Origin of the sequence: Methylobacterium sp. NEAU K (assembly GCF_030700285.1) — a bacterium.
In the GTDB taxonomy this organism is placed as follows: Bacteria; Pseudomonadota; Alphaproteobacteria; order Rhizobiales; family Beijerinckiaceae; genus Methylobacterium.
Genome location: NZ_JAUYZJ010000016.1, coordinates 49,297 through 63,985, shown reverse-complemented (window position 1 = coordinate 63,985; position 14,689 = coordinate 49,297). Strand labels below are relative to the sequence as shown.

General features: G+C 69.1%; 11 protein-coding genes. 6 read left to right on the top strand and 5 right to left on the bottom strand.

Annotated elements, in window-relative coordinates; translation table 11 throughout:
- Positions 1-10 precede the first annotated feature (10 nt).
- The gene (locus Q8W67_RS14635; RefSeq protein WP_305546688.1) at positions 11-298 is read left to right on the top strand and encodes a DUF167 family protein; all 288 of its coding nucleotides are present in this window, start codon (positions 11-13) and stop codon (positions 296-298) included.
- Between the two features lie 38 nt (positions 299-336).
- Here Q8W67_RS14635 and Q8W67_RS14630 read toward each other — a convergent pair whose 3' ends face one another.
- The 5 genes from Q8W67_RS14630 to Q8W67_RS14610 form a co-directional block, all read right to left on the bottom strand.
- Positions 337-1,266, bottom strand: coding sequence for a 3-keto-5-aminohexanoate cleavage protein (locus tag Q8W67_RS14630; protein WP_305546686.1), 930 nt, complete (start codon positions 1,264-1,266; stop codon positions 337-339).
- A gap of 2 nt (positions 1,267-1,268) precedes the next feature.
- Positions 1,269-2,192, bottom strand: a complete 924-nt coding sequence (locus tag Q8W67_RS14625) for a 3-hydroxyacyl-CoA dehydrogenase (RefSeq protein ID WP_305546685.1) — start codon at positions 2,190-2,192, stop codon at positions 1,269-1,271.
- Between the two features lie 202 nt (positions 2,193-2,394).
- Positions 2,395-4,953, bottom strand: a complete 2,559-nt coding sequence (locus Q8W67_RS14620) for a branched-chain amino acid ABC transporter ATP-binding protein/permease (protein ID WP_305546683.1) — start codon at positions 4,951-4,953, stop codon at positions 2,395-2,397.
- A gap of 14 nt (positions 4,954-4,967) precedes the next feature.
- Positions 4,968-5,843: a branched-chain amino acid ABC transporter permease gene (locus Q8W67_RS14615; protein ID WP_305546681.1), complete on the bottom strand. Its 876-nt coding sequence runs from the start codon at positions 5,841-5,843 to the stop codon at positions 4,968-4,970.
- Positions 5,844-5,850: 7 nt separating this feature from the next.
- Positions 5,851-7,110 carry an ABC transporter substrate-binding protein gene (locus tag Q8W67_RS14610; RefSeq protein WP_305546679.1) on the bottom strand — a complete coding sequence of 420 codons (1,260 nt, stop codon included), beginning with the start codon at positions 7,108-7,110 and terminating at the stop codon, positions 5,851-5,853.
- A 119-nt stretch (positions 7,111-7,229) separates the two neighbouring features.
- On the opposite strand from Q8W67_RS14610, the gene Q8W67_RS14605 reads away from it, so the two are divergent.
- The 5 genes from Q8W67_RS14605 to Q8W67_RS14585 all read left to right on the top strand — a co-directional run bounded on the left by Q8W67_RS14605 (position 7,230) and on the right by Q8W67_RS14585 (position 14,651).
- The gene (locus Q8W67_RS14605; RefSeq protein ID WP_305546677.1) at positions 7,230-7,931 is read left to right on the top strand and encodes a GntR family transcriptional regulator; all 702 of its coding nucleotides are present in this window, start codon (positions 7,230-7,232) and stop codon (positions 7,929-7,931) included.
- A gap of 14 nt (positions 7,932-7,945) precedes the next feature.
- Positions 7,946-8,713 (top strand): SDR family oxidoreductase, encoded by a 768-nt coding sequence (locus tag Q8W67_RS14600; RefSeq protein ID WP_305546675.1) that lies wholly within the window; start codon positions 7,946-7,948, stop codon positions 8,711-8,713.
- 90 nt (positions 8,714-8,803) lie between these two features.
- Positions 8,804-9,538: an SDR family oxidoreductase gene (locus Q8W67_RS14595; protein ID WP_305546673.1), complete on the top strand. Its 735-nt coding sequence runs from the start codon at positions 8,804-8,806 to the stop codon at positions 9,536-9,538.
- A gap of 11 nt (positions 9,539-9,549) precedes the next feature.
- Positions 9,550-11,355 (top strand): IlvD/Edd family dehydratase, encoded by a 1,806-nt coding sequence (locus Q8W67_RS14590; protein WP_305546671.1) that lies wholly within the window; start codon positions 9,550-9,552, stop codon positions 11,353-11,355.
- Between the two features lie 344 nt (positions 11,356-11,699).
- A complete protein-coding gene (locus tag Q8W67_RS14585; RefSeq protein WP_305546669.1) occupies positions 11,700-14,651 on the top strand; it encodes an FAD-binding and (Fe-S)-binding domain-containing protein in 2,952 nt (983 codons plus the stop codon).
- The last annotated feature ends 38 nt before the right edge of the window (positions 14,652-14,689 follow it).

Genomic DNA, 14,689 nt, shown 5'->3' with positions numbered 1-14,689 from the left:
GACGCGACCGGTGGCGGCGACTCGGCTGTCCGTGCGCCTCACGCCCCGCGGCGGCCGGGATGCCGCGGAGGGGTGGGCCCGGGACGAGAAGGGCGCGCCCTATCTCAAGGCGCGTGTTGCCGCTCCGCCCGTGGAGGGCGCGGCCAATGCAGCCCTTGAGAAAATGATCGCCAAGGCGCTGAGAGTCGGCCGCGGCGCGGTTCGGATCGTCGCGGGTGATCAGAGCCGGCTTAAGGTCCTGGAGATCGACGGCATCTCTCAAGGCGATCTCGAGCGGATCTTCGGTGTGCCGGAGTGAGTGATGGGCCGGGACCGCATCGGTCCCGGCCCGCGCCCTCAGAACGCGACCTTGTCGCCGCCCTTCAGCGCCAGCATCTCGCGCGCCTCGTCCGGCGACGCAATGGCGAGGCCGAGCCCCTCGATGATCGAGCGGACGCGCCGCACCTGCGCGGCGTTGGTCTCGGCGAGCTTGCCGGGACCGTCCCAGAGGCTGTCCTCCAAGCCGACCCGGACGTTGCCGCCCATCGCGGCCGCCATGGCGGCGATGTTCATCTGATTGCGACCAGCCCCCAGCACCGACCAGCGGTACTGGTCGCCGAACAGCCGGTCGGCGGTGCGCTTCATGTGCATCACGTCGTCGGGATGGGCGCCGATGCCGCCCTGGAGGCCGAACACGGTCTGGATGAACAACGGCGCCTTCACCAATCCGCGGTCGAAGAAGTATTTCAGGTTGTACAGATGCGCCGTGTCATAGCACTCGAATTCGAACCGCGTCCCGTTCGGGCCGCAGGTGGTGAGGATGTGCTCGATCTGGCCGAAGGTGTTGCGGAAGATGATGTCCTTGTTACCGAGATAGTCCCGCTCCCACTGGTGCTTCAGGTCCTTGAAGCGGTCGAGCATGCCGAACAGGCCGAAATTCATCGAGCCGAGATTGAGCGAGGCGACCTCAGGCTGGAAGGTCGCGGCGGGGCGCACACGCTCCTCGATCGACATGGTCGGCGCGCCCCCCGTGGTGAGGTTCACCACGCAGGCGGAGCGCTGCTTGATGACGGGCAGGAACTTGGCGAACGCTTCCGGCGACTGGTCCGGCTGTCCGGTCTCGGGGTTGCGGGCATGCAGGTGGATGATCGCAGCGCCCGCCTCGGCCGCGCCGATCGCGGCATCGGCGATTTCTTCCGGCGTCACCGGGAGATGCGGTGACATGCTCGGTGTATGGATCGCGCCGGTGACAGCGCAGGTGATGATGACTTTCCGTTGTGAGGCCATGCTCAGTCCTTCCGTGAAATCTTGTGGGCCCTCAGGGCCGCAAGCCGCTCGTCCCGGCGGCGCATGCGCGCGGGCAGGTCGCGTGGAGCCTGCCAGTTCGCCAGGATCGCCTCGGTGGCCGGCGCCTCGTAGACGGTGGGGGGCGCCGGATCGGCGGCGAGTCTCTTGTAGAAGCCGGTGTAGCGCGCGCAGTAATCGGCGATACCGCCGGGGGCATTGAGCTCGATGGTCTCGAAGGGTCCCATGAAGCTCCAGCGCAAGCCGAGCCCGTCCGAGACGGTCTTGTCGAGGTCCTGCGGCGTCACGTAGCCCTCCGAGGCGAGCCGGAACGCCTCCGCCAGCAGGGCACCCTGGAGCCGGTTGAGGATGAAGCCCTCGATCTCCTTGAGCACGGTGATCGGCACTTGGCCGATGGCTTCGTACGTCTGTCTGGCGCGAATGAGCGCCGTCTCGTCCGTCCACGGTGCGCCGGAGATCTCCACCAGCGGGATCAGGTGGGGCGGGTTGACCGGGTGGCCGATCAGGCAGCGTCCGCGGCCGGGCAGCGCCTCCGTGAAGAGCGAGCAGCGGATCGCCGAGGAGGACGAGGCGATGATCGCATCCGGAGGCGCGAGAGCGTCGAGTTGGGCGAACAGGGACCGCTTCACGTCAAGCGATTCTGGGCCGTTCTCCTGCACGAAGCCGACGCCGTCGAGGCAGGCGGCGAGGCTGTCGGGCGCCCGAATGTGACCGGACGCCGCCTCCGGATCAGGGCAGAGTCCGTGGGCCGCGAGGTTGCGCAGCCCCTCGCTGCAGAGTGGGATCGCTGCTTGGGCGACGCCCTCGGCGGCATCGAACAGGCGCACGTCCCAGCCGGCGCGGGCGAAGATCATCGCCCAGGCCCGGCCGATCAGGCCGGCGCCGACGATCGCGACGCTGTCAGTCATGCTGCGCTCCGGTCGATCTGAGCCGCCGCACCGATCCATTCCCTCACCCGGACACGCGGGGGAGCCGCCTCGACGGAGGCCACAAGGGATCGCGCGGCCGGCCCGAGGGCTCGTTCGCGGCCGCCGCTCCGCGGCCGGATCCCACGATGCAGTCTGGGGGTGGGATACACGTGTTCTTCGGACGTGCGAATCATGAACTGCCTCAAAGCCACAGAACCTTCCGCCGCAGTTCCTGATCCTCGCGCAGCAGGCGCGACGTCCCGGTCCACTGCACGCTGCCCCGCTCCAACGCCACGGTGCGGTCCGAGAGAGCGAGCGCGAGATCGAGATGGTGGTCCACCAGGATGATCGCGATCTCCCGGCGCAGGCGGTCGAACGCCTCGAACAGCTCTTCTGTCACGGCGGGCGACAGACCCTCGAACGGCTCGTCGAGGAGCAGGAGCCGGGTGTCGCCGGACAGGGACCGGGCCACGGCCACCATCTGCTGCTCGCCCCCCGAGAGGCGCGAAGCGTCCACGCTCCAGCGCTGTTTCAACCGGGGGAAGAACTCCAGGACCTTGTCCTCGTCCCAATGGATGCCGGCGCCCGTGAGCCGCCGCAGACGACCGAGGCCGAGATTCTCCGCGACGCTCATCCCGGAGAACAGCGCCCGCCCCTGCGGCACATAACCGATGCCGAGCCGGGCGATCCGGTCGGGCGTCAGACCGGCGATGTCCTGGCCCGCGAGTACGATCCGGCCAGACGCCGGCGGCGCCATGCCGATCAGCGTCTTCAGAAGGGTCGACTTGCCGGCGCCGTTGCGGCCGAGCAGGGCCACGACCTCACCCCTGTGCACCGCAAGGTTCACGCCGTTGAGGATGTGCGACTTACCGTAGAAGGTGTCGACGCCGTCCATGGACAGCAGCGTCTCGGAGGCGGCGGCGCTGGCCCGCGGCTTGGCCGCGATCGCCTCGGTACCCGAGCCGAGATAGACCGCCTGCACCCGCGCGTCGTCCCGGGCATCGGCCACGGAGCCGTCGACCAGCACGGCGCCGTCGGCCATCACGGTGACCCGGTCGGCCAGCCGGAAGACCCGGTCGATGTCATGTTCCACGAGCAGCACGGGGATATCGGCCGAGAGCGCCTTGATCAGGTCGCCGACGCGCTCGCGCTCGGCGGCGGCGAGGCCGGCGAGCGGTTCGTCGAGGAGCAGCACCCGCGGCCGGGTAGCCAGCGCGAGCCCCATATCGAGGAGCCGTTGGCCCCCGTAAGAGAGGCTTCCGGCCTCCGCGTGCTCGATCCCGGAGAGCCCTGTCCAGCGCAGCAGTTCGGCCGTATCGTCGGCGATCTCCCGGATGGACAGCGCGTCCCGCCACGGGCTGAAATGGCCGGGGTGGCGCGCCTGGACGGCGAGCCGGACGTTCTCCTCCACCGACAGGCCCGGGAACAGGTTCGTGATCTGGAACGAGCGTCCGAGGCCCGCCCGGGTGATCGCGTGCGGCTCCATGCCGCCGATCTCGGCGCCGTCGAGGAGGATACGCCCGGCATTCGGCCGGAACATCCCGGAGAGCAGGTTGAACGCCGTGGTCTTGCCGGCGCCGTTCGGGCCGATCAGCGCGTGCAAGGTCCGGTCGGCCACCGCGAAGGACACGCCGCGCACCGCCGCCACCGGCCCGAAACTCTTCCGGATGTCCTCGGCGACGAGGACAGGTCCATCGGAACGGCTTTCTGCGATGAAGCGTGCCGGCACGCGGCCGGACGCGCCGGCGCGGCGGGCCGACATCGCGGCGCCCTCGGAGGGGACGCGGCGGAACGGCCGCATCAGGCGCGCGGCGATACCCACGAGCCCATCCGGGGAGAACACGATGAAGGCGACGAACAGCAAGCCGAAATACAGCAGCCAGTCGCCGGTGTAGATCGACAGGAACTCCCGGAACAGGATGTAGAACAGAGCCCCCAACGCCGGCCCGAGGAACGAGCGCATTCCGCCGATAACCACCATGGCGAGCAGCTCGCCCGAGAAGGCGATGGAGATCGGGTCAGCCGAAGTGAAGCGGTGGCTGTAGGCGGAGAGCGCCCCGGCGAGCCCGGTGATGGAGGCCGAGATCACGAAGGCCGCAAGCTTGTAGCGGTTGGTCGCGTAGCCGAGGAAGCCGGCGCGCTGCTCGTTCTCGCGGATCGCGACCAGCACGGTCCCCATCGGCGAGCGGCGGAACCGCCAGAGCCCGATCAGTACCAGGAAGGCGATGCCCGAGACCGCCGCGTAATAGGCGCCGGGCTGCTGGAGCGCCTCCCAGCGGTGCAGATTGCCGATCCCGTTCTCGCCGCCGGTGAGGTCGGTCCAGCGAAACGCGATGGCGTAGAGCATCGCCGTGAAGGCGAGCGTCAGCAGCGAGAAGTAGACGCCGCGCCGGCGCAGGATCAGCGCCCCCCCGGCCAGGGCCGCGAGGCCGGTGATGGCGAGCGCGCCCAGCAGCGGCAGCGCCATGTCGCCGGGGGCCAGACGGGCCTGCAGGATCGCCACCGCGTAGGCGCCGATCCCGAACCATGCCCCGTGCCCGAAGGAGACGAGGCCGGTCCAGCCGACCAGGATGTTGAGGCCGAGGACGGCCAGCGCGAAGATCACCACGTCGGTGGCGGTGATCAGCGTCAGGCCGATTGCGTCGAGGGCGAAGGGCAGGACGATCAGCGCGGCGAGCGCCGCCCAGAGCTGGCGGCTCTCGCGCCGGATCGGGCCGCGCTGGGGGATGGCGAGCGGCAGCGGCTCGGCGGCTCCGGACATGAAACCCTCTCCGCTCACTCGAATCGGGCGATCTGCTCGCCAAACAAGCCGCGCGGACGCAGCAGCAGCACGAGCACCATCAGGGCATAGACGGCGGCCTCCGTGGCCGGCGGGTAGGCATAGGCGGTGAGCCCTCGGACGACGCCGACGATCAGCGCGGCGAGCACCACACCCCAGAACGAGCCCAGGCCGCCGATCACCACCACGACGAACGCGAAGGTGAGGATCTCGGCGCCCATGGCGGGCTGCACGCCGGTCACAGGCGCCATCATGGTCCCGGCGAGCGCCGCAAGGCCGACCGCGAGGGTTACCACCGCGGTCATGTAGGGCCGGAGTGAGATGCCGAGCGCCGCCACCATGTCGGGATTCTGGACGCCGGCCCGGACCACCCGCCCGAAGCTGGTGCGGGTCAGGAGCAGCCACAGGCCGCCGACGCAGGCCAGCGCCACCACCAGGATCGAGAGCCGGTAGCGCGAGTAGATCAGGTCGCCGATGAAGACTTGTCCGCGCAGCCAGGTCGGTATTCCGTATGGAAGGGGTGCCGCCCCAAAGGCCATGCGCAGGGCCTGCTCGGCCACCATGGCGAGGCCGAAGGTCAGGAGCAGCCCGAGCGTCGGGTCGCCCCGGTAGAACCGGCGGAGCAGGAACCGCTCTATGACGAGGCCGAGGATCGCCACCAGCAGCGGCGAGGCGACGAGAGCGCCGCCGAAGCCGATCGTCGGGGTCAGCACCACCGTCAGATAGGCGCCGATGGCATAGAATGCGCCGTGGGCCAGATTCACGATCCCGCCGAGGCTGAAGATCAGCGACAGACCGAGCGCGATCAGCAGGTACTGCACACCGATCAGCAGCCCGTTGAGCACCTGCTCCAGGATGAAGACGAGCTGCATGGCCGCCTCACGCCGGGAACGTGCATGCGTTCTCGTCGCGCGTGGTGGCGAGCACCTCCAGGCTCTCGCCGGGACCGGGGAGCGGCCCGGTCGCGGTGAAGATGTCGTAGGGATTCTTGACCTGTTCCGCCGGCAATGCGGTGATCGCGTACATCTCCTGCATCAGCTCGTGATCCCAGGGGCGGAAATAGCCCTCGCGGGTCTTGGCGATGTCGAAGGTCGCACCCTTCTCCAGATGTTCGACGATTTTGATCGACTCGGTCGATTTCAAATCGTTCATGGATTGCGCGACGATCTTCATTGCGGTGTAGTCGCCCCACCCCTGGTTCTCGGGCGGCTTCTTGTACTTGGCCCGGAAGGCCGCCACGAACTTCTTGGCGGAAGGCGAGTCGACCTGATGGTGCCAGATCACCGGCCAGGTGCCGAGGAAGTTCCCGGGACCGGCGCCCCAGGCGAGCGCCGTGTCGAAACCGAACCCGGCAACAGGATAGGGAAGTCCGAATTCGCTGTACTGCTTGAGGAAGTTCGTGATCTGCGTGCCCGAGAGGTTGCAGATCACCAAGTCCGGCCGGCCCTGCCGCAGCTTCAGCAGGAACGGCGAGAAGTCGGTGAGCTCCGTGGGGATCAGGTCCTCGCCCGCGATGGTCGCGTCGTTGGCGGCGAAGAATTTCTTGGCCTGCTTGAGGAGATCGTGCCCGAAGGCGTAGTCGGCGGTCAGCGCGTAGACCTTCTTGCCCTTGATCAGGCCTTTGTCGACCAGGGCGCGGCCGGCCGCCCGGACCATCATGGTGTTCTGCGCTTCCACGTGGAACATGAACCGCTTGCAATCGGCGCCGCGCAGCGCGTCCGAGTTCGCCCCGGTGTTGATGAACAGCACCTTCTCGCGCAGGGCCACCTGGCTGATCGCCAGCGCCGAGGCGGAGTTGATCTCGCCCACCAGGCAGGCGACGCGGTCGCGCTGGACCATGCGCTCGGCCTTGGCCGAGGCGGTCTGCGGATTGACACTGTCCTCGGCGAGCAGCTCGACCTTCCGGCCGCTGATGCCGCCACTGGCGTTGATCTCCTCGACGGCGAGCTGAGCGGCCTGCACGGCGAATTCGCCGAGCGGCCCGAGGAAGCCCGTGCGCGGCGTCAGGTGGCCGATCCGGATCACGTCCGACTGCCCCTGCGACAGCGCCGGACTCGCCAGCACCGGCGCGATCAGCGCCGCGCCACCGGACCGCAACAGGTTCCGGCGAGAGAGAGAATCCCCGAACCGATCCGTCATCGTTCCGCTCCCGTGCGTTTCCTCCAGCCGGGTTTTTCCGATGGGCTCTGGTGGCCCTCACCCAAACTGTGATCACAGATCACTAGCGCGATAGTGCCGATCTCGTCTAGTGTCGGCATATGAGTTCCACACCGGCCCTGGCGGAATTGCCGCTGCTCGAGCGGCGCACCCTCGCCGACACGGCTCACGAGGCCCTCTCGGACCTGCTCGCCTCCGGGCGCCTGGCGCCGGGCGACCGACTGTCCTTGCGGCAGAGCGCGGCGGCATTCGGCGTTTCCGTGATGCCGGTGCGAGAGGCGGTGAGCCGCCTCGTGGCCGACGGCGCCCTGGAAGTGGCCCCGACCCGGGCGATCCGCGTGCCGGTGATGACCGCGCAGGACTTCCGGGCGCTCGCCGAGACCCGCATGGCGGTGGAGGGGATCGCCGCTTCCCGGGCCGCGGAACGCCGGGGCGAGCCCGAACTCGCCGCGATCCGCCGCGCGGAGGCCGCGTTCCGGGCCGAGGCCGAAGCCGCGCTGCCGGACCGCGCCCGGGCGGTTCGCCTCAACCGGGATTTGCACTTCGCGATCTACGCGGCCTGCGGCCTGAATCCTCTGCGCGAGATCATCTCGCGCCTCTGGTTGAAGGCGGGCCCAGTGATCAACCTCGACTTGCGTGCCCATCCGGAAAGGCTTCTCCAGGGCTTTGCACTGCACCGGCATGCCGAGGCCCTGGCGGCGATCGAGGCCCGGGACGGACCGGCCGCCGCCGCGGCGATCGCGGCCGATATCCGCGAGGCGGCGGAGTTCATCATGTCCCGCGGCGGTCTGCGGGACGCGTAACTGGAGGAACGACCATGGATCTCGGGATCGCCGGCCTGCGCGTACTCGTGACGGCGGGAGCGGCCGGCATCGGGCGCGGCATCGTCGACGCCTTCGTGGAGGAAGGTGCGCGGGTCTTCGCCTGCGACATCGACGCGGAGGCCCTCGCGAGCCTGCCCGCAGAGGTGGGACGCAGCCGGACCGACGTGGCCGACCGGGACGCGGTCGGCGCCATGATGGCCGCTGCGGTCGATCACCTCGGCGGCCTCGACGTGCTGGTCAACAATGCCGGCATCGCCGGCCCGACCGGGCGTGTCGAAGAGATCGCCCCCGAGGAATGGGACCGCTGCCTGACCGTCTGCCTGACCAGCCAGTTCAACTGCGCCCGGCTGGCTGTGGCGCACCTGCGCGAGAGTTCCAACGCGTCGATCGTCAACCTGTCCTCTGCCGCCGGCAAATTCGGCTTCGCCCTGCGCAGTCCCTATGCGGCGGCGAAGTGGGGCGTGATCGGGTTCACCAAGTCGCTGGCGATCGAACTCGGCGAGGCGGGCATCCGGGTGAACGCGATCCTTCCGGGGCTGGTCGCCGGGGACCGGCAGCGCCGGGTGCTGGAAGCCAAGGCGCAGCAGCAGGGCACGAGCTTTTCCGAAATGGAATCCCGCGCCTTCTCATACGTGTCGGTCAAGGACTACGTCACCGCCCGCCAGCTCGCCGACCAGATCCTGCTGCTCTGCTCGCCCCGGGGGCGGACCATCTCGGGCCAGGCGATCTCTATCGACGGCGACACGCGGATGCTGTCCTGAAGCGACCCGGCGCGGGTTACGCCGTGGATCGGATCACGGCAGACTGAGAGGCGGCGGCGCGACGGTCGCGCGGAGCGGAGGATCGGGAGCATGCGTCTCGCGGGCAAGACAGCGCTGGTCACCGCCGCCGGACAGGGTATCGGCCGGGCGAGCGCCCTGGCGATGGCCCGGGAAGGCGCGCGGGTGCTGGCCACCGATGTTCGGGCGGAGGCGCTCCGGTCCTTCGACGGCGTGCCCAACGTCGCGACCGCGCCGCTCGACGTGCTCGACCCTGGGCAGATCAAGTCCGTGATCGGCGGCCTCGACCGGATCGACGTGCTGTTCAACTGCGCCGGCTATGTCCATGCCGGAACGGTGCTGGAGGCCAGCGACGACGATTTCGATCTCGCGGTGCGCCTCAACGTCCGATCGCAGTTCTGGACGATCCGTGCGGCGCTGCCGCGGATGCTGGAGAACGGCTCCGGCAGCATCGTCAACATGGCGAGCGTGGCGGGATCCCTGCGCGGCCTGCCGAACCGCTTCGTCTATGGGCTGACCAAGGCCGCGGTAATCGGGCTGACCAAGTCCGTGGCAGCCGATTATGTCGGGCGCGGGATCCGCTGCAATTGCGTCTGCCCCGGCACGGTCGACACGCCGTCGCTGGCGGAGCGGATCAACGCGTTCGACGATCCGGTCGAGGCGCGGAAGGCCTTCATCGCGCGCCAGCCGATGGGTCGGCTGGCGAAGGCCGAAGAAATCGCCCCGCTGGTGCTGTTCCTGGCGAGCGACGAGGCCGCCTTCGTGACCGGGCAGAGCTATTCCATCGACGGCGGCATGACGATCTGAGAGTTTTGACCATGAGCGACAAACGCCGCGTGACGTCCGCCGACCTTCGCTCGAAGGCCTGGTTCGACAACCCGCACAACCCGGGCATGACCGCGCTCTATCTCGAGCGCTACCTGAACTTCGGGCTCACCCCGGAGGAGTTGCGTTCGGGCAAGCCGCTGATCGGCATCGCGCAGACCGGCTCGGACTTGTCCCCGTGCAACCGTCACCACCTGGAGCTGGCCAAGCGCGTGCGCGACGGCATCACAGCGGCCGGCGGTGTCGCCTTCGAGTTTCCGTGCCACCCGATCCAGGAGACCGGCAAGCGGCCGACCGCCTCCCTCGACCGCAACCTCGCCTACCTCTCCCTGGTGGAAGTGCTGTACGGCTACCCACTCGACGGCGTCGTGTTGCTGACCGGTTGCGACAAGACCATGCCGGCCTGCCTGATGGCTGCCGCCACCGTGAACATCCCGGCGATCTCGCTGAATGTCGGGCCGATGCTCAACGGCTATTTCCAGAAGGAGCTGACCGGCTCCGGCACGATCGTCTGGAAGACGCGCGAGCGCCACGCGGCCGGGGACATCGACTTCCAGCAGTTCATGGACATCGTCGGCTCGTCGGCGCCCTCCACAGGCCATTGCAACACGATGGGCACGGCCTCGACTATGAACGCGCTGGCCGAGGCGCTCGGCCTTGCCCTGCCCGGCTCGGCGGCGATCCCGGCACCCTACCGGGAGCGCGGACAGGCGGCCTATGCCACCGGCCAGCGCATCGTCGAGATGGTTTGGGAGGACCTCAAGCCCTCCGACATCCTGACCCGCGAAGCGTTCGAGAACGCCATCGTGGCCAATGCCGCCATCGGCGGCTCGACCAACGCGCCGATCCACATCAACGCCATCGCCAAGCATATCGGCGTCGACGTGACCTGTGACGATTGGGAACGGGTCGGCTTCGAGATCCCGCTGCTGGTCGACATGCAGCCCGCCGGCCGCTGGCTCGGCGAGGAATATTTCCGCGCGGGCGGTCTGCCGGCCGTGTTCGCCGAACTGATCGACGCCGGCAAGGTCCACGAGGGCGCGCTGACCTGCAACGGCCAGACGGTGGGCGAGAATTACCGCGGCCGGCACAGCTGGAACCGCGACGTGATCCGGGCCTACGACGCGCCGCTGATGGAGCGGGCCGGCTTCCTCAATCTCAAGGGCAGCCTGTTCGACTCCGCGATCATGAAGACCTGCGTGATCTCGGAGGAGTTCGCCGCCCGCTACCTGCGCAATCCGGCAGACCCGATGGCGTTCGAGGGCCGGGTGGTCGTTTTCGACGGACCGGAGGATTACCACCACCGCATCGACGATCCCGCGCTCGGCATCGACGAGACCACCATCCTCATCATGCGCGGCGCCGGGCCGATCGGCTATCCCGGCGCGGCCGAGGTCGTGAACATGCAACCCCCCGGGGCGCTGATCCGGCGCGGCGTGACCTCCCTGCCGTGCATCGGTGACGGGCGACAATCGGGGACCTCCGGCACGCCCGCGATCCTCAACGCCTCGCCCGAGGCGGCGGCTGGCGGCGGGCTGGCGCTCCTCCAGTCCGGCGACCGCATCCGCATCGACCTCAACACGCGCCGAGCCGACATCCTGCTGCCGCCCGAGGAGTTGGACCGGCGGCGCGCGGACTTGGCCGCGCGGGGCGGCTATGCCTATCCGGCGACGCAGACACCCTGGCAGGAGATCTACCGGGACCAGGTCGCGCAGCTCAACGAAGGCATGGTGCTGAAAGGCGCGGTGAAGTTCCAGAAGGTGGCACAGGCTTCGGGCGTGCCGAGGGACAACCACTGATACGGTTTTCGGTTGAAGAGTTCGGCCGATCGTCCCAAGCCGTCATCGCGAGCGCAGCCAGGCGACCCGGGGACACACCCCGCACGGCGACCGCGCGAGCCGGTCGAGCACTCGGCTGCGCTCGCAAACGCTGTGACAGGCACCGCGCGTCCTTCGACCGGAAACCGTGTGAATCCGGCAGTCCTTTGAGCGCGGAGGACCAGAGATTCTCAGAGTCCACGATTTCGTGATCCCGATCGGGTTCCGGTCCCGAGGTGACGCGGGGCGACCGGCCGTTTCCCCATCTATGAATTTTGAATACAATCATACCGGGGCGGAAGACGCACCCCCGGGAGGGATCGGTCGTGACGCAGGCCAAGGCTCGGACCACGGCGACGCCGCGTGCGGCTGCGCGTCTGGACGGCGGATTGGCGCGCAGGCTCGCGGAACAGCTGCAGGGCGAGGCGCGGTTCGACCCCTTCACGCGCGGACGCTACAGCACCGACGCCTCGATCTATCAGATCATGCCTGCCGGCGTGGTGCTGCCGCGCTCGGCCGCCGATATCGCCGCGACCCTGCGGATCGCAGCCGATCACGGAGCATCGGTGATCCTGCGCGGCGGCGGCACGTCGCAGAACGGCCAGCCGATCGGCTCGGGGATCGTGGTCGATTGCTCGCGCCACTTCAACGACGTTCTCGCCTACGACCCGGTGGGTGGCACGATCACCGTCGAGCCCGGCATGGTGCTGGAGCGATTGAACGCGCGGGTGAAGGCCGACGGCTGGTTCTTCCCCGTTGAGCCATCCACCGCGACCCGCTGCACCGTCGGCGGCATGGCCGGCAACAATTCCTGCGGTGCCCGCTCCCTGCGCTACGGCAAGATGAGCGACAACGTTCTGGCGATCGAGGCCCTGTTCCACGACGGCGAGGCGTTCGGCCTCGGCCTCGCCGGCAACGACGGTTCGGGCGTCACAGGCTCCGGCCGCGCGGAAGCCCTGGCGGCGCGCATGCGTGCCCTCGCGCAGACCCATCGGGACGAGATCGCGGCGCGGTACCCGAAAGTGCAGCGTCGCGTGGGCGGCTACAACCTCGACGCCCTGGTCGAGCCGGCCCCAAACCTCGCCAACCTTCTGGTCGGCTCCGAGGGCACTCTGGCGGCCACCACGTCGGTCACCCTCAAGCTGTCGCGCCTGCCGGCGCATCGGGTGATGGGTGTCTGCCATTTCCCGTCATTCCGCGCCGCCATGGAGACGACGCAGCACATCGTCGCCCTCGATCCCGCGGCGGTGGAACTGGTCGACAACAACGTGCTGGTGCTGGGCGCCGACATCCCGCTGTTCCGTTCGACACTGGCCGACATCACCCGGGGCAAACCCAACTGCCTGCTGCTGGCGGAATTCGCCGGCGACAATCTCGCCGACCTGAAGCGCGACCTGAAGCGCCTCGACGCCTGCATGGCCGATCACGGTCTGCGCGACGCCGTCGTCGAGGTGCTGGAGCCGCCGCGACAGCGATCGGTCTGGGATGTGCGCGAAGCCTGCCTCAACATCATGATGTCGATGAAGGGCGACGCGAAGCCGGTCTCGTTCATCGAGGATTGCGCGGTGCCGCTTGAGCACCTGGCCGACTACACCGACGCGGTCACGGAGGTCTTCACCCGGCACGGGACCCGCGGGACATGGTACGCCCACGCCTCGGTGGGATGCCTGCATGTCCGCCCGATCCTGAACATGAAGGACGGCGCCGACGTGAAGCGGATGCGCGCCATCGCGGAGGAAAGCTCCGAGCTGGTGCGCCGCTACAAGGGTTCCTATTCCGGCGAGCACGGCGACGGCATCTCGCGCTCCGAATACATCGCGCCCCTGTTCGGTCCGGTCCTGACCCGCGCCTTCGAGACGGTGAAGGACGCGTTCGACCCCGAGAACCGGCTCAATCCCGGCAAGATCGTCCGCCCGCTGGCGATGGACGACCGCGCGCTGTTCCGGTTCAAGCCGGACTACGCCGTGACGCAACCGCTGAAGCCCGCCCTCGACTGGTTGGAGTGGGGCGGCTTCGGCTCGGCTGTCGAGATGTGCAACAACAACGGCACCTGCCGTAAGCTCGCTGGCGGCGCGATGTGCCCGTCCTACCGGGTGACCCGGGAGGAGCAGCACCTCACCCGCGGCCGGGCCAATTCCCTGCGGCTCGCCATTTCGGGCCAGCTCGGGGCGGACGCCTTCACCAGCCCGGAGATGAAGCGCACGCTCGACCTGTGCGTCTCCTGCAAGGCCTGCCGCCGGGAATGCCCCACGGGCGTCGACATGGCCAAGATGAAGGTCGAGTTCCTGCACCACTACCACGCCCGCCACGGGCTGCCGCTGCGCGACCGGCTTATCGGACTGATGCCGCGCTACGCCGGCATCGCCGCCAAGCTCGCGCCGCTGCTGAACCTGCGCGACCGGCACCCGGCGCTCGCCGCGCTGTCGGAGCGGGTGACCGGGCTCTCCGCCAAGCGCTCGCTGCCCCGCTGGCGCCGTCCCTGGAGCGAGCAGGGCGAGCCGGCCCATCCCGGCGACGTGGCGGGCGAGTTCCGCGACGTGATCCTGTTCGGCGACACCTTCAACCGGGCCTTCGAGCGCGAGAACCTGGAGGCGGCCGAGCGCGTGCTCCGGGCCGCGGGCTATCGCCTCCACCGGGTCTACCCGACGCATGGGCGGCGCCCGCTCTGCTGCGGCCGGACCTGGCTCGCCTCCGGCCAGACCGACCGGGCGCGCCGGGAGGCACGGCGGACCCTCGACGCGCTGCTGCCCTTCATCCGGGGTGGCGCGCGGGTGGTCGGCCTCGAGCCCTCATGCCTGCTCACCTTCCGGGACGAGTTCACGGCGCTGCTGCCAGGGGACGATGCCGCGCTGCTCGCCCGGCACTCCGTCCTGTTCGAGGAGCTGCTGGCTGCCGACCTCGCGACAGGCCGGATTGCGCTGCCGCTGTTGGACCAGGGCGGCCGTGTCGCGCACCTGCATGGGCATTGTCACCAGAAATCCTTCGGCGTGATGGGTGCGGTGGAGAGGGTGCTGCGGGCGGTGCCGGGCCTCGACGTGCGGCCGATCGAGTCGAGCTGCTGCGGCATGGCCGGCGCCTTCGGGTACGGGGCCGAGACGATCGAGACCTCCTTCGCGATGGCGGAGCTTGCGCTGTTCCCGGCGCTCCGCGCGGCCGACCCAGGGGACCTGGTGGTCGCCGACGGTACGAGCTGCCGGCACCAGATCCGGGACGGCCTGGGCATCCAGGCGGAACATGTGGCCCGCGTCCTCGATCGGGCGCTCGCGCCTCGACACTGAATTGCCGGACACCTACACATGCGCGGCAGGTCGCTTTG

Bases quoted from the DNA above. Each gene is read 5' to 3' on its own strand.
- Q8W67_RS14625 (WP_305546685.1), bottom strand. From the start codon at position 2,192: ATGACTGACAGCGTCGCGATCGTCGGCGCCGGCCTGATCGGCCGGGCC.
- Q8W67_RS14630 (WP_305546686.1), bottom strand. From the start codon at position 1,266: ATGGCCTCACAACGGAAAGTCATCATCACCTGCGCTGTCACCGGCGCG.
- Q8W67_RS14595 (WP_305546673.1), top strand. From the start codon at position 8,804: ATGCGTCTCGCGGGCAAGACAGCGCTGGTCACCGCCGCCGGACAGGGT.
- Q8W67_RS14605 (WP_305546677.1), top strand. From the start codon at position 7,230: ATGAGTTCCACACCGGCCCTGGCGGAATTGCCGCTGCTCGAGCGGCGC.
- Q8W67_RS14615 (WP_305546681.1), bottom strand. From the start codon at position 5,843: ATGCAGCTCGTCTTCATCCTGGAGCAGGTGCTCAACGGGCTGCTGATC.
- Q8W67_RS14620 (WP_305546683.1), bottom strand. From the start codon at position 4,953: ATGTCCGGAGCCGCCGAGCCGCTGCCGCTCGCCATCCCCCAGCGCGGC.
- Q8W67_RS14600 (WP_305546675.1), top strand. From the start codon at position 7,946: ATGGATCTCGGGATCGCCGGCCTGCGCGTACTCGTGACGGCGGGAGCG.
- Q8W67_RS14590 (WP_305546671.1), top strand. From the start codon at position 9,550: ATGAGCGACAAACGCCGCGTGACGTCCGCCGACCTTCGCTCGAAGGCC.
- Q8W67_RS14610 (WP_305546679.1), bottom strand. From the start codon at position 7,110: ATGACGGATCGGTTCGGGGATTCTCTCTCTCGCCGGAACCTGTTGCGG.